Annotated in this window: 18 protein-coding genes and 1 tRNA gene; 13 read left to right on the top strand and 6 right to left on the bottom strand. The window is 72.9% G+C overall.

The window, feature by feature from the left end; translation table 11 throughout:
* Nucleotides 1-159 precede the first annotated feature (159 nt).
* Nucleotides 160-232, top strand: a tRNA-Arg gene (locus K7G60_RS32235).
* Nucleotides 233-359: 127 nt separating this feature from the next.
* Here the strand turns inward: K7G60_RS32235 and K7G60_RS32230 are convergent.
* The 3 genes from K7G60_RS32230 to K7G60_RS32220 all read right to left on the bottom strand — a co-directional run bounded on the left by K7G60_RS32230 (nt 360) and on the right by K7G60_RS32220 (nt 3,587).
* Entirely contained in the window at nt 360-1,241 is an 882-nt protein-coding gene (locus K7G60_RS32230; protein ID WP_225804502.1) for a hypothetical protein, read from the bottom strand.
* 115 nt (nt 1,242-1,356) lie between these two features.
* Nucleotides 1,357-2,547 carry an NAD(P)/FAD-dependent oxidoreductase gene (locus K7G60_RS32225; RefSeq protein ID WP_225804501.1) on the bottom strand — a complete coding sequence of 397 codons (1,191 nt, stop codon included), beginning with the start codon at nt 2,545-2,547 and terminating at the stop codon, nt 1,357-1,359.
* A gap of 92 nt (nt 2,548-2,639) precedes the next feature.
* Nucleotides 2,640-3,587 carry an RNA polymerase sigma-70 factor gene (locus K7G60_RS32220; RefSeq protein ID WP_225804500.1) on the bottom strand — a complete coding sequence of 316 codons (948 nt, stop codon included), beginning with the start codon at nt 3,585-3,587 and terminating at the stop codon, nt 2,640-2,642.
* A gap of 121 nt (nt 3,588-3,708) precedes the next feature.
* On the opposite strand from K7G60_RS32220, the gene K7G60_RS32215 reads away from it, so the two are divergent.
* Both K7G60_RS32215 and K7G60_RS32210 read left to right on the top strand, forming a co-directional pair.
* A complete protein-coding gene (locus K7G60_RS32215; RefSeq protein ID WP_030685515.1) occupies nt 3,709-4,074 on the top strand; it encodes a PH domain-containing protein in 366 nt (121 codons plus the stop codon).
* A 127-nt stretch (nt 4,075-4,201) separates the two neighbouring features.
* Nucleotides 4,202-5,029 carry a BRO family protein gene (locus tag K7G60_RS32210; protein WP_225804499.1) on the top strand — a complete coding sequence of 276 codons (828 nt, stop codon included), beginning with the start codon at nt 4,202-4,204 and terminating at the stop codon, nt 5,027-5,029.
* Between the two features lie 152 nt (nt 5,030-5,181).
* On the opposite strand, the gene K7G60_RS32205 is transcribed toward K7G60_RS32210, so the two are convergent.
* Complete coding sequence (locus K7G60_RS32205) at nt 5,182-5,577, bottom strand: hypothetical protein (RefSeq protein ID WP_225804498.1); 396 nt, start codon at nt 5,575-5,577, stop codon at nt 5,182-5,184.
* Between the two features lie 27 nt (nt 5,578-5,604).
* Here K7G60_RS32205 and K7G60_RS32200 point away from each other — a divergent pair, with 27 nt between their 5' ends.
* The 9 genes from K7G60_RS32200 (at nt 5,605) to K7G60_RS32160 (ending at nt 16,076) form a co-directional block, all read left to right on the top strand.
* Complete coding sequence (locus tag K7G60_RS32200) at nt 5,605-6,471, top strand: DUF2797 domain-containing protein (RefSeq protein WP_225804497.1); 867 nt, start codon at nt 5,605-5,607, stop codon at nt 6,469-6,471.
* An 82-nt stretch (nt 6,472-6,553) separates the two neighbouring features.
* Nucleotides 6,554-6,889 (top strand): antibiotic biosynthesis monooxygenase, encoded by a 336-nt coding sequence (locus K7G60_RS32195; protein ID WP_225804496.1) that lies wholly within the window; start codon nt 6,554-6,556, stop codon nt 6,887-6,889.
* 88 nt (nt 6,890-6,977) lie between these two features.
* Complete coding sequence (locus tag K7G60_RS32190; RefSeq protein WP_225804506.1) at nt 6,978-7,844, top strand: amidohydrolase family protein; 867 nt, start codon at nt 6,978-6,980, stop codon at nt 7,842-7,844.
* Between the two features lie 95 nt (nt 7,845-7,939).
* On the top strand, nt 7,940-8,695 hold the full coding sequence (locus tag K7G60_RS32185) for a response regulator transcription factor (RefSeq protein WP_374115719.1): 756 nt from the start codon (nt 7,940-7,942) through the stop codon (nt 8,693-8,695).
* A 5-nt stretch (nt 8,696-8,700) separates the two neighbouring features.
* The gene (locus tag K7G60_RS32180; protein WP_225804495.1) at nt 8,701-10,230 is read left to right on the top strand and encodes a cell wall metabolism sensor histidine kinase WalK; all 1,530 of its coding nucleotides are present in this window, start codon (nt 8,701-8,703) and stop codon (nt 10,228-10,230) included.
* A gap of 25 nt (nt 10,231-10,255) precedes the next feature.
* Nucleotides 10,256-11,545: a bifunctional glycosyltransferase family 2/GtrA family protein gene (locus tag K7G60_RS32175; RefSeq protein ID WP_225804494.1), complete on the top strand. Its 1,290-nt coding sequence runs from the start codon at nt 10,256-10,258 to the stop codon at nt 11,543-11,545.
* On the top strand, nt 11,542-13,692 hold the full coding sequence (locus K7G60_RS32170) for a glycosyltransferase family 39 protein (RefSeq protein WP_225804493.1): 2,151 nt from the start codon (nt 11,542-11,544) through the stop codon (nt 13,690-13,692). Before K7G60_RS32175 ends, K7G60_RS32170 begins: the two co-directional genes overlap by 4 nt.
* 75 nt (nt 13,693-13,767) lie before the next feature.
* Entirely contained in the window at nt 13,768-15,267 is a 1,500-nt protein-coding gene (locus tag K7G60_RS32165; protein ID WP_225804492.1) for an MFS transporter, read from the top strand.
* A gap of 35 nt (nt 15,268-15,302) precedes the next feature.
* The gene (locus K7G60_RS32160; protein WP_225804491.1) at nt 15,303-16,076 is read left to right on the top strand and encodes a TetR/AcrR family transcriptional regulator C-terminal domain-containing protein; all 774 of its coding nucleotides are present in this window, start codon (nt 15,303-15,305) and stop codon (nt 16,074-16,076) included.
* A gap of 94 nt (nt 16,077-16,170) precedes the next feature.
* Here the strand turns inward: K7G60_RS32160 and K7G60_RS32155 are convergent, their stop codons facing one another.
* Both K7G60_RS32155 and K7G60_RS32150 read right to left on the bottom strand, forming a co-directional pair.
* Complete coding sequence (locus tag K7G60_RS32155) at nt 16,171-17,784, bottom strand: MDR family MFS transporter (protein WP_225804490.1); 1,614 nt, start codon at nt 17,782-17,784, stop codon at nt 16,171-16,173.
* Between the two features lie 14 nt (nt 17,785-17,798).
* Nucleotides 17,799-18,242: a MarR family winged helix-turn-helix transcriptional regulator gene (locus K7G60_RS32150; RefSeq protein WP_225804489.1), complete on the bottom strand. Its 444-nt coding sequence runs from the start codon at nt 18,240-18,242 to the stop codon at nt 17,799-17,801.
* 159 nt (nt 18,243-18,401) lie between these two features.
* Between K7G60_RS32150 and K7G60_RS32145 the strand changes: the two genes are divergently transcribed.
* On the top strand, nt 18,402-18,635 hold the full coding sequence (locus K7G60_RS32145) for a hypothetical protein (protein WP_086829454.1): 234 nt from the start codon (nt 18,402-18,404) through the stop codon (nt 18,633-18,635).
* Nucleotides 18,636-18,655: the final 20 nt, after the last annotated feature.

The following is an 18,655-nucleotide window of genomic DNA, read 5'->3' as shown; positions in this document are numbered from 1 at the left end:
CCCACCGACCCCCACCCCGCCCCCGCCGTGGCGTTTTCGCAGGTCACAACGGGTGTGGGGAATGGATTTCACATGACGGCGGGACTCATGTAATGTTCTTCCTGTCGCCGGGACAGCGGGCCGAAAGGGCCGGGAAACGGAGACAAGAACTAAAGACAAGCACTCGTAGCTTAACGGATAGAGCATCTGACTACGGATCAGAAGGTTGCAGGTTCGAATCCTGCCGAGTGCACACAGACAAGAGGCCCGGACGAGAGTCCGGGCCTCTTGCGTTGTGGGGGCGTACGGCGGCGAAGCGCAGCGACCGCCGGCAACCGACCTTTTCGGCAGGGTCCTTCGGGGCCTCTGGCGTTGGGTGGTCACCCCAGCTTCGCCGGGTCGACCCCGTAGAGGGTGGCGGCGGTCGCCGCCTGTCGGGCGGTGCGGGTTTCCTGTTCGTCGGCCCGGGCGGGCCACAGGGGGACCAGGTCCGATGTCGGCGAGGGGTCCATGCGCAGGTAGTGGCAGGCGCCGTCGATGCGGAGGGACAGGGCGTACACGCCGGCGCCGGCGGCCTGGCCGGAGATCCCGGCGACCTTGGTCCCGGGGGCGATCAGGCCCTTCTCCTTCAGGAACTTCAGGGCGCCCCGCGGGGTGTGCGCGTATCCCGCGGTCGCCGTCCGCCGGTGGGCGGACGGGCCGGTGGGGCCCTGTGCGAGCAGCGCGCCCATCTGGGCCGTGAGGCTGCCGGGCCTGCCGTCGGTCCGCGAGGTCGGGCACGGCATGTCGGACTGTTCCACGCTGTGGGGACCGCGGCCGAAGGTGTAGCGGTAGCAGCGGACCGGATAGGCGTCCGCGGCGACGGTCTCTCCGTCCGGCGGCACCAGCCCCAGCATCACCTCTGCCGTGTGGGTGCCGCCGGCGGGCCGGTGCCGGGCGCTCAGCGGCACTCCGCCGTGCGACCCGGCCCGGGCGACGAGCGTGCCCTCCGTGAACTTCCCCCCGTGGGGCTGCCCCCCGGAGTGGAAGCCCGCGTTCAGGTCTCCCCGCAGGTGTTCGGCGAACGCGGCGGCCCGGGCGTCGACCGCGGACGTGTCCGGAGCGGTGGCCCACCGGTGCAGCAGGGCGCCGGCCACTCCCGCGGCTCCGGCGGCGAGCGCGGTCGCCGCGAACAGCAGGGCCCGGGGCCCGGCGCCGCGTCTCCCGTCCCGGTCGGCACCGGGACGGTGGTCCTGTCGGTCTTCGGCGACCCGCGTCGTCATGGCTTCCCCCTGGCGGCAGAACGTCTCAGGGTGCTCCCGGGCCGCCGATCCTCGCATCCCCGCCGGACGGGGGCCGCGGTGGGCGCTCCCGGGGGGCGCCCGGGCCGCGGGCGGGTCAGGCCGTGGCCCGGAGGGGGGTCGGGCGGGGGGTGACGACGCGGCGGGGGCGGGTGCGGAAGCCGAGCTTCGGGTGGGCCACGCCCCAGGCCGCGCCCTTGCAGATCAGTTCCTTGTAGCCGGCGGCGAGCCGGCCCGTCAGGGCGGCGCGGACGGAGCGGTCGTCGGCGGTGACGTACTGGATCAGGCCTTCCCTGCGGCCCAGCGAGATGCACTGGTTGAAGTAGCGCAGCGGCGTCTTCGGGATCTTCCCGCCGGTGAGGCGGGCCGCGATGGCGTCGGCCGCCTGCCAGGCCATGGGGGTGCCCGAGGCGCACGACATCCGCAGCGGCTTGTCGCCCGGGCCCATGGCCAGGGCCGCGTCGCCGACGGCGTACACGTCCGGGTGCGAGACCGAGCGCATCGTCCTGTCGACCACGATCTGGCCGTTGTCGGTGACCTCCAGGGTGGTGGCCCGTGCGATCGGGTGGACCGCGAAGCCGGTCGTCCACACGGTGACCGCGGCCGGGACGGACCCGCCGTCGGCCGTGGTGATCCGGTCGGCCTCGACGCCCGTGACCGCCGTGTGTTCGAGCGCGGTGATGCCGAGGCCGGCGAAGACCTTCCGTACGTGCTGCCGGCCCTTGTCCGAGAGCCAGTCGCCGAGTCCGCCGCGGGCGGCGAGCGTGACGGCGAGGTCCGGGCGGGCCTCGGCGATCTCGGTCGCGGCCTCCAGGCCGGTGAGGCCGCCGCCGACGACGACCACGGACCGTCCGGCCTCCAGGGCGGCCAGGCGCTCGCGCAGCCGGAGCGCTCCGGGGCGGCTGGCGATCTCGTGGGCGTGCTCGGCGGTGCCGGGGACCCCCTGGGTGTTCCAGCCGCTGCCGAGGGCGTAGACGAGGGTGTCGTACTCCAGTTCCTCGGTGCCGCCCGCGGCGGTGACGGAGACGGTCCGGCGCTCGGCGTCGACCGCCGTCACCGTCGCCAGCTTCAGCTCGACGCCCGTGCCCGCGAACATCTCGCTGAAGGGCCGGTGCGGGAGCTCCTGGCCGACCGCCAGCTGGTGCATCCGGACGCGCTCGACGAAGTCGGGCTCGGCGTTGACGAGGGTGATGGCGACGTCCTCGCGGTGGAGCTGCCTGGCGAGGCGCCCGGCGGCGATGGCTCCGGTGTAGCCGGCCCCGAGGACGATGATCCGGTGCTGCTGCATGTGCCTGCTCCTGTCTCACGCGGTGTCGACCCTTGAACCGGGCAGCCCGACGATTCCTGACAGGAGTGGAGTGTGGCGTGGGTCACAGGTGATCAGAAGGCGGCTTCCACCAGGGGCGCGCCGTGGTCGGAGGCCGCCCACTGCCTCGTCGCGCGTTCGAGCTTGTCGGGGTTCACCTGGTTGCGGAAGGCGGTGATGCCCTCGGCGGTGACCTCCAGGCACATGATGCCGACGACCCGGCCGTCCAGCACGGCCACGGCGGCGGGGGAGCCGTTGGCGGTCGTCGCGTAGACGTCGGGCGAGCCGCCGACCGCGTTCCGCTTGGCGACGCCGGGCTTGAAGAGGCCCCGCATGAACTTCGCGACCGCGAGGGCGCCCTCGAACGCCTTGGCGCGGGCCGGGACCTTTCCGCCGCCGTCGCCGATGGCGATGGCGTCTCCCGTGAGCAGCCGTACGAGCGGCTCGGTGCGGCCGCTCGTGGCCGCCGCGAGGAACTCCTCGACGATCCGCCGGGCCTCGGCCTCGTCGATCTCGGTGCGGGGCTTGCCGGCGGCGACGTGCTTCTTCGCGCGGTGGAAGATCTGCTGGCTGGCGGCCTCGGTGATGTCGAGGATCTCGGCGATCTCCCGGTGCGGGTAGTCGAAGGCCTCCCGCAGCACGTACACCGCGCGCTCGTTGGGGGAGAGGCGCTCCATGACGGCGAGGACCGCGTACGAGACCGATTCGCGCTGCTCGGCGGTGTCGGCGGGGCCGAGCATCGGGTCGCCGGCGAGGAGCGGCTCGGGCAGCCACTCGCCGACGTAGGTCTCGCGCCGGGCGCGGGCCGAGGTGAGCTGGTTGAGGCAGAGGTTGGTGAGGACCTTCGTCAGCCAGGCCTCGGGGACCTCGATGCGGTCGACGTCGGCGGCCTGCCAGCGCAGGAAGGTGTCCTGCACGGCGTCCTCGGCCTCGCTCGCCGAACCGAGGAGGCGATAGGCGATCGCCTCCAGGCGCGGCCTGGCGGCCTCGAACCGGTCCACGTCGTCCATGGTCAGCACCATGGTCCGGATCCTAGTCCGGCGGAGTGCGCGACGGCAGGCCCGCGGGACCGTAGCGGGTTCTCCGGAAAGGGAGTTAGGGTCGGATGATCTTTCTTTCTCATCGGATGCGGGGGTTTGGGACATGGCGCTCTTCGGAAACGCGCACGCGATCGATCCGGCACAGGCGCAGCAGGACTTCGCGCGGCTGCTCGGCCAGGGGGAGCAGGTGCACGCCGCGTACCTGCTGATCCGCGACACGATCTTCTTCACCGACCGGCGGCTCGTCCTCGTCGACAAGCAGGGGATCACCGGCAAGAAGGTCGAGTACCACTCGATCCCCTACCGGAGCATCACGCACTTCGCCGTCGAGACGGCCGGCACCTTCGACCTGGACGCCGAGCTGAAGATCTGGATCTCGGGCAGCCAGCTGCCGATCCAGAAGACCTTCACGAAGGGGGTCGACATCTACGAGGTGCAGGCGATCCTCACGCAGTTCGTCGCCAAGTAGGACGCGGACGGAGGGGAGGGTTCTCGGGTGAATCGCCGAGAACCCTCCCCTTTTGGGTGAACCTGTCTGATTTGCATGTCAGTTGAATATGCCCTCGGCCTAGCTTGCGTGGCGGAGGTGATGATCGATGGACGCGATCGACATCGATGACCTGGTGCACGTCGCCACCGGAGCGCCCCTGCGGCGGCTGACCGCGCCGGACGGGACCCACTGGTTCCCGGTGGTGGACGTGGCGAAGCGCCTCGGATATGCGGGGGCGCGGGAGGCGTTGCGGACGGTGACCCTGCCCGAGGAGTGCCTCGCGGCCGCACGGGAGCTCGACGGGGGCACGGGGTCCCCCGGCCGGTCCACCGGGATCCGGGCGTCGACCCGGATGGTGAGCCTGGAGGGGCTCGTGCAGCTCGTCGGGGCGTGCCGGAGACCGGAGGCCGGGCCGTTCCGGGCGTGGACGGCGGGGGTCGTGGCGGCGGTCCAGCGGTACGGCGGATACGGACTCGAACCCTCGCCGGTGCAAGCCGGGTTCCTGCTGCCGCCGGAGCTCGTCGACGTCCTCGTACGGCTCGAGGGACGGTTCGACGAGCAGACCGCCGCGTACGTGGAGCACGCCGAGTACGCGGAGCTGCTCCGCGAGACCCGGCAGAGCCTCTCCAGGGTCGCCGACTCCCTGGAGAGGCTCGCCGTGCCCCGCCAGCGCGCCGGCGCCGTCGTCGCCCTCACGCCGCAGGAGCTCGTGGAGTCCTGGGCCATCACGGGGGACGTGCGGACGGTCGCCTCCTGCCTGGCGCCCGCGCTCGTACGGGGCGGGGTGCGCTACCGGCCCCAGGACGTCACCCGCCGCACCGGCCTCTCCGGCGAACGCGTCCGGGACTGCGTCCGCCGCCTCCTCGAACGCGGCTGCATGCGCGAGGTGGGCACCCCGGCCCCGGACGGCACCCGCATCTACGTCCTGCCGTGACGCGCTGCCGCCGGACCGGGTTTCCGGGTCCTGCGCCGGTCCGCCGGGTCTGTGCCGACCCACCGGCCTGCGCCGGTCCGCCGGGCCTGCCCGGTTCGCCGGTCCTGTGCCGGCCCACCGTCCTGCGCCGGTCCGCCGGGCCCGGCCGGTCCTCACGGGCCGACCGGGCCCACCGCCACCACCTGGTACGCGTCCGCGTACACGATCCGGCCCGGGTCCGCCGACTCCAGGCGTACGCAGGGCACGCCGTGGTCCCGCAGGATGCGCAGGTACGGGGCGACCCGGGCCAGCGCCTCGGTCGCCGTCGGCCGGAACCAGGCGGCGGCACCCGGGTTCACGGCCGGGTCGTAGACCGTCGGGTCCGCCTCCGAGGGGTTCGGGAAGTGCGCGTCGTACCAGTCGTTCGACGCGCGCCAGACCGTCCACTCCTCGGGGGAGAGCCTTCCCTCCCGGGCCAGCGCGTTGGCCAGGCCGAAGACGCCGGGATGGTGGCCCCGCGGGCTTCTGGCCGGGGACTGGAAGCGGATGTGACGGAGACTGGAGGGCATCCGGGGAGCATAGGGAGGCGCGGCGGCGTGGAGTGGTGGCCTCGGGGGATCGACTGGACCGGTGGAGCGCCCGGGCTGCGGTGGCGGGGCGGGCGCGTCAGCGCGCTCACCTACGGGCAGCGGCTCGCCTTCCGGACCGTCGGCGTCCGCCGGTGCCCCGGCGCCCGGGGCAACCCCTGCCCCCTGGAGGCCGTCGTGCCCGGCCGGTCCACCGGCGGTCGGTGTCCGGAGTGCGCGCGGCTCGACCGGGCGCACTCCGTCGCGGCCGACACCGTCGCGGACGACCCGCAGCCGTACCGCGTCTACCTGGCCTGGTTCGGACCCGGGATGACCAAGGTCGGGATCACCGCCGAGGCCCGCGGCGAGACCCGGCTCCTGGAGCAGGGGGCCGTCGTCTTCAGCTGGCTCGGCCGGGGCCCGCTGATGGCCGCCCGGCGCACCGAGGAGGTGCTGCGGCAGGCCCTCGGCGTGCCCGACCGGGTGGCGTACGAGCGCAAGCGGGCCGCCCGGCACGCCCTGCCGCCCGCCGAGGACCGGGCCCGCGAGATCGAGGAGCTGTACCGGCTCGCGCGGGCCGTCGGCGGCTGGACGGAGACCCTGGAGCCGCTGGAGTTCGCCGCACGGGACCATGCGGGGGCGTTCCGTCTCGACGGGCTGCCGCGCCTCGACGGCACGGTCGGCGAGCTCGTCGGCGGCGGCGTCGTCACCGGCCGGCTGCTGGCCGCCGCCGGGCCCGACCTGCACCTCCTCGCCCCCGACGGGCGCTGCCTCGTCCTCGACACCCGGCTCATGCGTGGCTGGATGCTCGCCGCCGCCGGGGAGGAGGAGGGCTTCTCGGTGCCGGTGACGGCGGCGGTGCCGGTGGCCGGGAGCGCCCAGGAGGGGCTCTTCTGAGCCCTCCCCGCTTCGTAAAGTCTTGGATCCCTTTCCCGGGGCGCCGTGGACATCCCGCCGCCGCCCCGACGAGGGTGATCACATGACCCCGAAGCTGGTGGCGGGCCTCGAACCGCCCTATTACACCGCCGTGTTCACCTCGGTCCGTCCCGACGCCCCCGAGGGCTACGCCGAGACCTCCGCCCGGATGCAGGAGGTCGTCCGGGAGATCCCCGGCTTCCTCGGCTACGAGTCCGCCCGCACCCCCGGCGGCATCGGCATCACCGTCGCCTACTTCCGCGACCTGGAGTCACTCGACGCCTGGCGCCTCCACGCCGAGCACCAGGCCGCCAAGGCGCACGGCCGGAAGCACTGGTACGACAGCTACAGCGTCCACATCGGCAAGGTCGAGCGGAGCTACGGCTTTGAGCGCGAGTGACGACGCCCCGGCCGTCGACGCTCCGGCCGTCGACGCTCCAGCTGTCGACGCCCCGGCCGTCGACGCTCCAGCCGTCGACGCTCCGGCCATCGACATCCCGGCCCTCGTCGAGCGGCTCGGGATCCCCGGCCTCGTCGACGTGCACACGCACTTCATGCCGCAGAACGTCCTCGACAAGGTCTGGGCGTACTTCGACGCCGTCGGGCCGCCGGCCGGGGTGGAGTGGCCCATCACCTACCGCGAGGAGGAGGAGCGCCGGCTCGCCCTCCTGCGCGGGTTCGGCGTGGTCGCCTTCACCGCGATGCTCTATCCGCACAAGCCCGGCATGGCCGCCTGGCTGAACTCCTGGGCAGCCGACTTCGCGGCCCGCACCCTCGACTGTCTGCACACGGCGACCCTCTTCCCCGAGCCGGGCGTCGGCGCGTACGTCCACCGGGCGCTCGACGCCGGCGCCCGGGTCTTCAAGGTGCACCTCCAGGTGGGCGGTTTCGACCCGACCGACATCGAGCTCGACAGCTCCTGGGGAGCCCTCGCCGACAGCGGCACCCCCGTCGTCGTGCACTGCGGCTCCGGGCCCGTCCCGGGGAACTTCACCGGGCCCGGACCCATGTGGCGGCTGCTGGCCCGGCACCCGAGGCTGCGGGTGATCGTCGCGCACATGGGGATGCCGGAGTACGGCGACTTCCTCGACCTGGCCCAGCGGTACGAGGGCGTCCACCTCGACACCACCATGGTCTTCACCGACTTCAGCGAGCGGCTCGCGCCCTTCCCCGAGGGGGAGCGCAAGCGGCTCCTCGACCTCGGCGACCGGATCCTCCTCGGCTCGGACTTCCCGAACATCCCGTATCCGTACGGCCACCAGCTCCACGCCCTCGAACGCCTCGGGCTCGGCGACGACTGGCTCCGGCGGGTCCTGTACGCGAACGGAGCCGCGATGTTTCACGTGAAACGGTGAGCAGCCGCCCGCCCGAAGGGCCCTGAGAGCCTTTCTCAGGGAATTCACAGGAAAGGGAAAGAGGCCTCTCAGCGGCGGCCCCCACCGTGGGAGTCATGACCGTGACCACGCGAAGCACCAGCGCCCGCCCCGGCACCCACGCCGACATGCTCCGCGCCGACGGGACCGCCGTCCGGGTCCTCGTCGTCGACGACGAGGCCTCGCTCGCCGAGCTGCTCTCCATGGCCCTGCGCTACGAGGGCTGGCAGGTCCGCAGCGCCGGGGACGGGGCCGCCGCCCTCCGCGCCGCGCGCGAGTTCCGGCCCGACGCCGTCATCCTCGACGTCATGCTCCCGGACGTCGACGGGCTGAGCCTGCTCGGCTCGATCCGCCGCGAACTGCCCGACGTCCCCGTGCTCTTCCTGACCGCGAAGGACGCCGTAGAGGACCGCATCGCCGGGCTCACCGCCGGCGGTGACGACTACGTCACCAAGCCCTTCAGCCTGGAGGAGGTCGTGGCCCGGCTGCGCGGCCTCATCCGCAGGTCCGGGGCCGCGCAGACGCGCAGCGAGTCACTGCTCGCCGTGGGGGACCTGACCCTCGACGAGGACAGTCACGAGGTCACCCGGGGCGGCGACTCCATCCACCTCACCGCGACCGAGTTCGAGCTGCTGCGCTACCTCATGCGCAATCCGCGGCGGGTGCTCAGCAAGGCGCAGATCCTCGACCGGGTCTGGTCGTACGACTTCGGCGGCCAGGCCAACGTCGTCGAGCTCTACATCTCCTACCTGCGCCGGAAGATCGACGCGGGCCGCTCGCCGATGATCCACACCCGGCGCGGTGCCGGCTATCTCATCAAGCCGGGGGAGTAGTCCCCGTGCGCGTACGACGAGGTCGTCCCTGGTCGCTGCGGACGCGGCTCGTCGTCTCGGCGGTCGCGCTGATCGCGGTCGTCGCGGCGGTGATCGGGACGGTGACGACCATCGCGTTCCGCTCGTACCTGTACGGCCAGGCCGACGAGCAGGTCCACGCCGTCGCGGACCGGGCGGCGGGCCCGCCGGTCGGCGTGCCCCTGGTGCCCGACCCACCCGGCTCGGTCCACCTGAAGGACCCCCTCGCGTTCCTTCAGGGGCCCGGCGCCCTCGGCACCCTCGGCGCGGTCCTCGAGGACGGCGAGGTGACCTCGGCCGGATACTCGGCGGAGGTCGGGGGCAGCGGGCCGTACGAGCGGTTCACCCGGGTCAGCGCGCTCGACGCGGCGCAGCGGGCCGCGCTCGCCGCCGTTCCCCGCGACGGCCGGCCGCACACCGTCGAAATGCCCGGGGGGCTCGGCTCGTACCGGGTCGAGTACGCGGCCGGGTATCGCGGCGAGATCCTCGTCGGCATCCCCCTCGGCGAGGTCGAGGACGCCCTCTCCACCCTCGTCCTCGTCGAGCTGAGCGTCACCGGCGCCGGGCTCGTCGCCGCCCTGCTCGCCGGAACCGTGCTCGTCCGGGTCGCCCTCCGCCCGCTGCGCCGGGTCGCCGCCACCGCCCGTCAGGTCGCCCGGCTCCCCCTGCACAGCGGGGAGGTGGCGCTCCACCACCGGGTTCCGGAGGCGGAGGCGGATCCGCGCACGGAGGTCGGCCAGGTCGGCGCGGCCCTCAACCGGATGCTCGACCACGTCCACTCGGCCCTCGACGCCCGCCAGCAGAGCGAGACCCGGGTGCGGCAGTTCGTCGCGGACGCCAGCCACGAGCTGCGCACCCCGCTCGCCTCGATCCGGGGGTACGCGGAGCTCACCCGGCGCGGCCGCGAGGAGTGCGGCCCCGACACCCGGCACGCCCTCGGCCGGATCGAGTCCGAGGCGACCCGGATGACCGGCCTGGTCGAGGACCTCCTGCTGCTCGCCCGGCTCGACGCCGGCCGCCCCCTCGCGTACGAGACCACCGACCTCGTCCCGCTCGTCGTGGACGCCGTCGGCGACGCCCGCGCGGCCGGCCCCGACCACCACTGGCGCCTCGAACTTCCCACGGACGGAGCCGTCGCACGGGCCGACGGCGCCCGGCTCCAGCAGGTCCTGGTCAACCTCCTCGCCAACGCCCGCACCCACACCCCGCCCGGCACCAAGGTCACCGCCCGCGTCCGCACGGAGGGGCCGGCCGTCCTCGTCGAGATCGAGGACGACGGTCCCGGCATCCCGTCCCGGCTGCTCCCCGCCGTCTTCGAGCGCTTCGCGCGCGGCGACGCCTCCCGCTCCCGGCACGCCGGATCCACCGGTCTCGGCCTCGCCATCGTCCGCGCGGTCGTGCTCGCGCACGGCGGGGAGGTGGGCGTCGAATCCGCCCCGGGGCGGACCGTGTTCACGGTGAACCTGCCCATGACCGAGGACTCACAGGCAGGCCACAGGCTCATCACACAGCCGTGACAGCGGCCCCGGCGAGTGTCGGAGCATGCGAACCCCAACGATCGCGGGGCCCCCGTCCGCGGCCCCCGGAACGCCCGACGCCCTCCCCGCCCGGCAGCACCTGCCGGTGGACGCCGCCGGGCGGCCCGTCCTGGACGTGGTGGTCCCCGTCTACAACGAGGAGAAGGACCTGGAGCCGTGCGTCCGCCGGCTCCACGAGCACCTCCTGACGACCTTCCCGTACGGCTTCCGCATCACCGTCGCCGACAACGCCTCCACCGACACCACGCCCGCCGTCGCCGCCGCCCTCGCGGCCGAGCTGTCCGAGGTGCGTTCCGTACGGCTCGAACAGAAGGGCCGCGGCCGGGCGCTGCGGACCGTGTGGTCGGCCTCGGACGCGCCCGTCCTCGCCTACATGGACGTGGACCTGTCCACCGACCTCAACGCGCTGCTCCCGCTGGTCGCGCCGCTCATCTCCGGCCACTCGGACCTGGCGATCGGCTCCCGGCTCGCCCGCTCCTCGCGGGTGGTGCGCGGCCCGAAGCGGGAGTTCGTCTCGCGGGCCTACAACCTGATCCTGCGCTCCTCGCTCGCCGCCCGGTTCTCCGACGCGCAGTGCGGATTCAAGGCGATACGGCGGGAGGTCGCCGAGCGGCTCCTGCCGATGGTGGAGGACACCGGCTGGTTCTTCGACACCGAGATGCTGGTCCTCGCCGAGCGGGCCGGGCTGCGCATCCACGAGGTGCCGGTCGACTGGGTCGACGACCCCGACTCGACCGTCCACATCGTGCGGACGGCGACCGACGACCTGAAGGGCGTGTGGCGCGTGGGGCGGGCCCTCGCGACCGGTTCGCTGCCCCTCGACCGGCTCGCCCGGCCGTTCGGCGACGACCCCCGGGACCGCGAGCTGAACGGTGTGCCGGGCGGCCTCGCCCGGCAGCTCGTCGGCTTCTGCGTGGTCGGGGTGCTGTCCACGCTCTGCTACCTCGCGCTGTACTCGGCCTTCCGCCTCGGCCTCGGCCCGCAGCTCGCCAACGCCGCCGCCCTGCTCGTCTCCGCCGTCGCCAACACGGCCGCCAACCGGCGCCTCACCTTCGGCGTGCGGGGCCGGGACCGGGCCGTCCGCCACCAGGCGCAGGGGCTCGTGGTCTTCGCCATCGGCCTCGCCCTGACCAGCGGTTCGCTCGCCGCCCTCGGCGCGGCGACCGGCGATCCGGCGCACTCCACCGAGCTCGCCGTCCTGGTCGTCGCCAACCTCGCCGCGACCGTCCTGCGCTTCCTCCTCTTCCGGCTCTGGGTCTTCCCGGACCGCGCCTCAGCAAGGAACGAACGATGACCACTCCGCCCGCCGCCGTCCACGCGGCGCCCCGCAGCGGCCGGCTCGCCCGGCTGTGGCGCGGACGCGCCGAGGACGCCTCCTGGGTCCGGCCCGCCCTCCTCGGCCTGCTCGCCGCGACCGCGCTGCTCTACCTGTGGAACCTGAGCGCCTCCGGCTACGCCAACTCCTTCTACTCCGCCGCCGTCCAGGCGGGCTCCCAGAGCTGGAAGGCCTTCTTCTTCGGCTCCCTCGACGCGGCCAACGCCATCACCGTCGACAAGCCGCCGGCCGCGCTCTGGCCGATGGCCCTCTCCGTGCGCCTCTTCGGGCTCGGCTCCTGGCAGATCCTCGTGCCCGAGGTGCTCATGGGCGTGGGCACGGTCGCCGTGCTCCACGCGGCCGTCCGGCGCCGGTTCGGCGCGGGCGCGGGCCTGATCGCGGGCGCGGTCCTCGCGCTGACGCCGGTCGCCGCGCTGATGTTCCGCTTCAACAACCCGGACGCGCTGCTCGCGCTGCTCATGACGGTCGCGGTGTACTGCGTGCTGCGCGCCCTGGAGCAGGACCGGGGCGCCGCGAGGTGGCTCGTGTGGGCGGGCGCGGCCCTCGGCCTCGCGTTCCTCGCGAAGACCCTCCAGGCCTTCCTGATCCTGCCGCCGCTCGCGCTCGTGTACGTGGTGTGCGCGCCGGGCGGGTTCGGGCGGCGGCTCGGCCGGCTAGCCCTCGGCGGGCTCGCGATGCTGGTCTCGGCGGGCTGGTGGGTGGCCCTGGTCGAGCTGTGGCCGGCGTCCTCGCGTCCGTACGTCGGAGGCTCGCAGAACAACAGCTTCCTGGAGCTGACCTTCGGCTACAACGGCCTCGGCCGCCTCAACGGCGACGAGGTCGGCAGCGTCGGCGGGGGCCGTGGCGGCGCCGGCAGGGTGGCCGAGAACCTGCCGGCCGGCATGGAGCCGCCCGTCCGCGTCGGCGGCGGCTGGGGCGAGACCGGCATCGGCCGGATGTTCGGCGACCAGGTCGGCGGCCAGATCTCCTGGCTGCTCCCGGCCGCGCTGCTGCTCCTCGTCGCCGGGCTCGTGGTGACCTGGCGGGCCTCGCGCACGGACACGGCGCGCTCGGCGTTCCTGGTCTGGGGCGGCTCGCTGCTGATGACGACGGCCGTCTTCAGCTTCATGGCCGGCATCTTCCACGAGTACTACACGGTGGCCATGGCCCCGTACCTCGCCGCCCTGATCGGCATGGGCGCGGCGGTGCTGTGGGAGGAGCGGACCCGGTTCCTCGCCTCGGCGGCCCTCGCCGCCTCGGTCGCGGTGACGGCGGCGTGGGGCTGGACGCTGCTCGGCCGTACGCCGGACTGGCTGCCGTGGCTGCGCTGGGCGGTGCTCGTCGCCGGGTGCGCGGCGGCGCTCGGGCTGCTACTCGCGGGCCGCGTGGACCGCCGGTTCGGTCTCGCGGCGGCGGGCCTCGGTCTCGCGGCGGGCCTCGCGGGCCCCTTCGCTTACACCCTGGCCACTCTGGCCGACGGCCACCAGGGCTCGATCGTGACGGCCGGCCCGTCCGGCGCAGCCGTCGGCGGCCGGGGCCCGGGCATGCGGGGCGGCCCGATGTTCGTCCTGTACGGCCCCGGGCCGGGCGGCCAGGGGCAGGGCATGGGCCAAGGCATGGGCCAAGGCCGCCCGCCCGGCGGCGGCCAGGCCCCCGGCCAGGCAGGTCAGGCCCCCGGCGGCCAGGTCGGCCAGGCCCCCGGCCAGATCGGCCAGGTCCCCGGCGGTGGTCCCGCGCAGCTCCCCGAGGGCGGCCGGCCCGGCGCCGTCGGCGGTCTGCTCAACGGCGCCGACGTCGGGGCCGAAGCCAAGCGGAAGCTCATGGCCGACGCCGACGACTACACGTGGGTCGGCGCGGCGATCGGCGCGCAGAACGCGGCCAGTTACCAGCTCGCCACCGGGAAGCCGGTCATGGCGATCGGCGGCTTCAACGGCAGCGATCCGGCGCCGACCCTCGCGCGGTTCCAGCAGTACGTGGCCGAGGGGAAGATCCACTACTTCATCGCCTCCGGCGGCGGCTTCGGTGCCGGGGGGAGCGGGGCGCAGATCACGTCGTGGGTGGAGTCCACGTTCGAGAAGACCACCGTCGGCGGCGCCACCTTCTACGACCTGACCGAGAAGAAGTAATCCCTATACAGCGTAAGAGAACTCCTATACGGTGTACGAGCCTTGGCCTCGTACACCGTATAGGAGCCCCGTCCCATGACAGCTACCGGCAGCCACCCCCAACGCTGGCTGATCCTCGGCGTCATCTGCCTCGCGCAGCTCACGGTGCTGCTCGACAACACCGTGCTCAGCGTCGCCATCCCCTCCCTCACCTCCGAGCTCCACGCGTCCACCGCCGACATCCAGTGGATGATCAACGCGTACTCGCTCGTCCAGTCCGGCCTGCTGCTCACCGCGGGCAACGCCGCCGACCGCTACGGCCGCAAGAAGCTCCTGGCCACCGGCCTCGCGCTCTTCGGCCTCGGCTCCCTCGCCGCCGGTCTCGCCGGCTCCACCGCGCAGCTGATCGCCGCCCGCGCGGGCATGGGCGTCGGCGGGGCGCTCCTGATGACCACCACCCTCGCCGTCGTGATGCAGATCTTCGACGACTCGGAGCGGGTCAAGGCCATCGCCCTCTGGTCCACGGTCGCCTCACTCGGCTTCGCCGGCGGCCCGCTGATCGGCGGCGTGATCCTGAACCACTTCTGGTGGGGAATGATCTTCCTGATCAACCTCCCGGTCGCGGCCGTCGCCCTCGTCGCCGTCCTCAAGCTCGTCCCGGAGTCCAAGAACCCCCAGGGCGAGCGCCCCGACCTGCTCGGCGCGCTGCTCTCCACCATCGGCATGACCGCCGTCGTGTACGCGATCATCAGCGGCCCCGAGCACGGCTGGATCTCCGCCCAGGTCCTGGTCCCGGCGGTCGTCGGCCTCCTCGGACTCGGCGCCTTCGCGCTGTGGGAGCTGCACACCCCGTACCCGATGCTCGACATGCACTTCTTCCGGAACCAGAAGTTCATCGGTGCCGTCGGCGGTTCGATCCTGGTCGTCTTCGGCATGGGCGGCTCGCTCTTCCTGCTCACCCAGCACCTGCAGTTCGTCCTCGGCTACGAGCCCCTCGAAGCCGGCCTCCGGATGGCGCCGCTCGCCCTGACGATCGTCGGCCTCAACCTGACCGGCGTCGGCCCGAAGATCGTCATGAAGCTCGGCACCCCTCCCACCGTCGTCCTCGGCATGACGCTGGTCGCCGCCGGCCTCACCTCCATCGCGCTGCTCGGCGGCGGTACGGACGGCAGCTACTGGGGGATGCTGCTCGGCCTGGTCCTGATGGGATTCGGCATCGCCGTCTCCTCCCCGGCCATGGCCAACGCCCTCATGAGCGCGATCCCGCCGGAGAAGGCGGGCGTGGGCGCCGGGATCAACGGCACCCTGGCCGAGTTCGGCAACGGCCTGGGCGTCGCCGTCCTCGGTGCCGTGCTCAACGCCCGCTTCGCCGCGCTCGTCGCCGTGACCGCGACCTCGCTCCCGGCCGCCCTGGCCGCCGCCGGCGGCGAGGCCGAGCGGCGGCAGATCTCCGATGCCTTCGCCTCCGGCCTCCAGACCAGCCAGCTCGTCGGCGCGATCGCCGTCCTCGCCGGCGGCCTGCTCGCGGCGGCCCTGCTCAAGCGGGCCGAGCGGACGGAGCGGGCGGTGGGTCCCGAACAGCCGGTAGCTGCCTAGCATGGTGACGGACCGCTGACAGACGGAGGAACGCGATGGTCAAGGCAGCCGATCGGGCCAAGAACCCGGCGCGTTCCAGCGTGTGGCTGGAGAGGCGGGCCACCCGCAGCGGCGGGGGGCCGGCCGGGCTCGACCGGGACCGGATCGTCGCCGCCGCGGTCCGGATGCTCGACGAGGAGGGCCTCGCCAAGCTGTCGATGCGCAAGCTCGCGACCGAGCTGGGCGTCACGGCCATGTCCCTCTACTGGTACGTGGACACCAAGGACGACATCATCGAGTACGCCATGGACAGCGTCTACGGTGAGATCGACCTCGCCGCGGTCGACGCCGCCCGGGACTGGCGGGAGCGGATCCGCCTGCTCGCCCTGGACTACCGGCGGATGCTCGTCCGCCACGGGTGGATGTCGCCGAGCGCCGGCCAGTACCTCAACATCGGCCCGAACTCGATCGCCGTCGGCCACAAGATCCACGACACGATCAAGGAGACGGGCCTCTCCCTCGACCGCCGGCCGAGCGCGATGTCGGCGGTCTTCCAGTTCGTGTACGGCTACGGGACGGTCGAGTCCCAGTTCGGCCGGCGCGCGGCGGAGGCCGGGATGTCGCAGGACGAGTTCTACGTGGACTCGGTGAGCGCCTTCCGGGACGACCCGGAGCTCACGGACCGGATCGAGGGCCTGCGGGAGATCCTCGACGAGCGGACCTCGCACGACGACCTCGGCGCCCTCTGGGACCGCGACTTCGACTACGCCCTGGACGTCCTGATCGCCGGCATCGAGGTCATGGTCGCGCGCGAGGCCGAAGGCACCTGACGGAGGAGACGACGGAGCGGCGGGCCGTCCCCTGCCCGCCGCTCCGTACCCGACCCGGCCGCGCCTCCGCTCGAAGCGCGGCCGGGAGCTTTTCCTAGGCCTTCGCCTCGGCCGCCTCCTCGGGGGCCTTCGCCTCGTTGCTCTTCAGCGCGACCTCCTTGATGAACAGCGTCACCACGAAGGCGAGCAGCGCGAAGGGCGCCGAGTAGAGGAAGACGTCGGCGACTCCGTGTCCGTACGCGTCCTCCATGACCGTGCGGATCGGGGCCGGCAGCTTGTCCATGTCCGGGATGCCGCCGCCCGAACCGCCCTTGCCCAGGGCGGCCGCGGCCTTCGGGCCGAGCTCGGCCAGGCCCTCCTTCACGTAGTCCGTGACCCGGTGGGCCATGACCGCGCCGAGCGCCGAGACGCCGATCGCACCGCCCAGGGAGCGGAAGAAGGTGACGACGGAGGAAGCGGCGCCGAGGTCGGCGGGGGCCACCTGGTTCTGGGTGCAGAGCACCAGGTTCTGCATCATCATGCCGAGGCCGAGGCCGAGGACCGCCATGAAGAGCGCGATGTGCCAGTACGCCGTGTCGTAGCGGATCGTGCCGAGCAGCCCGAGACCGCCGGCGGCCAGGGCGCCGCCGCTGACCAGCCAGGCCTTCCAGCGGCCGGTCTTGGTGATGACGAGACCGGAGACGGTGGAGGAGACGAACAGGCCGCCGATCATCGGGATGGTGAGGACGCCGGACATCGTCGGCGACTCGTTCCGGGCCAGCTGGAAGTACTGGCTGAAGAAGACCGTGCCGGCGAACATCGCGACGCCCACGAAGAGCGAGGCGAGCGAGGCGAGGGTGATCGTCCGGTTGCGGAAGAGGCGGAGCGGGATGATCGGCTCGCTCGCCCTGGACTCGACGAGCACGAACACCGCGCCGAGGAGGACCGAGCCGCCGACCATGGCGGCCGTCTGCCAGGACATCCAGTCGTACTTGTCGCCCGCGAAGGTCACCCAGACGAGGAGCAGGGAGACGGCGGCGCTGATGAAGAACGCGCCCGCCCAGTCGACCTTGACCTGACGCTTCACCACGGGCAGCTTCAGGGTCTTCTGCAGGACGATCAGCGCGATGATCGCGAAGGGCACGCCGACGTAGAAGCACCAGCGCCAGCCGAGCCAGTCGGTGTCGGTGATGACGCCGCCGAGCAGCGGGCCGCCGACGGTGGCGACGGCGAAGGTCGCGCCGAGGTAGCCGCTGTACCGGCCGCGCTCACGCGGGGCGATCATGGCGGCCAGGATGATCTGGGAGAGGGCGGTCAGACCGCCGACGCCGATGCCCTGGACGACACGGCAGGCGATGAGCATGCCGGTGCTCTGCGAGAGACCGGCGACGATCGAGCCCGCGACGTAGACGATCAGGGCTATCTGGACGAGCAGCTTCTTGGAGAAGAGGTCGGCGAGCTTGCCCCACAGCGGGGTGGTCGCGGTCATCGCCAGGAGGGCGGCGGTCACCACCCAGGTGTAGGCGGACTGGCCGCCGCCCAGGTCGGTGATGATCTGGGGGAGGGCGTTGGAGACGATCGTCGAGGACAGGATGGCGACGAACATGCCGAGCAGCAGCCCGGACAGCGCCTCCATGATCTGCCGGTGTGTCATCGGGGCGGTCTCGCCGCCACCGCCGGTACCGGTGACGCCGTCCCGCGCACCGGTGTCGGGCATGGTCGTGGCCATGAACTTCCTTTTTCTCAGGCGTGGTGGGCCCGGCAGTCCCCGAAGGATTCGCGGAGGCGGGCGAGCAGGTGGGTGAGGAGGTCGACGTCGTCGTCGGACCACTCCGCGAGGTGGCGGGAGAAGGCCTCGGTCACTCGGCGGTCGAGCTCGCCGAGCATCGCGCGGCCCGGTTCCGTGAGGCGCAGGATGCGGGAGCGCCTGTCGTCCGGGTCGGGCAGCCGCTCGATCCAGCCGTGCTCCACGGTGTGGGCCACATGGCGGCTGCACACGGACATGTCGACGGCCATGAGCTCGGCGAGCCGACTCATCCGCATGTCGCCGTGGTGGTTGACCAGGGCGAGCACGGCCGCCGAGGCGCCCTGGCAGTCGACGGGCAGGACGCGGGCGAGGCCGCGCTTCACGGCGCCGATGGCGCTCACCGAGCGGGCCAGCTCCTCGTACCTGTTCCGTGTCGCCATCGGGCACCGCCGTCCATCTTGTTGCTTAGGGCAACCATAGAGATGGATGGTTGCTCCAGGCAAACTAAATCGGTCAAACGGCGCTAAAGAATCGGCAAAGGCGGGCCGTCGGTGCCGGGGCTTGGGCCCCTCACCCCGACTTCGCTAGGGTCCTGGCCCATGGCACACAACCCCCAAGCACCGTACGGCCAGGGCCAGCCCCCTCAGGGTCCCGAGGGCTACGACCCCGCCGGCAGCACGCAGATGTTCCGCGCCTTCGTCGACGAGGGCACCCCGCAGCGGCAGCAGCCGCAGGCCGCGGCCGCGTCGGGCGGCCCCCGGGTCGGCCTGATCGTGGGCGTCGTCGCCGTGATCGCCGTCCTGGCGGCCGTCGCCTGGCTGGCGCTGGGCTGACCCCGCCGTATCCCCGTAGA

The sequence above is a fragment of the Streptomyces sp. NK15101 genome (genome assembly GCF_020400725.1).
In the GTDB taxonomy this organism is placed as follows: domain Bacteria; phylum Actinomycetota; class Actinomycetes; order Streptomycetales; family Streptomycetaceae; genus Streptomyces.
Note: the sequence above shows the minus strand (reverse complement) of the source record. Positions and strands in the feature narration are given on the sequence as shown.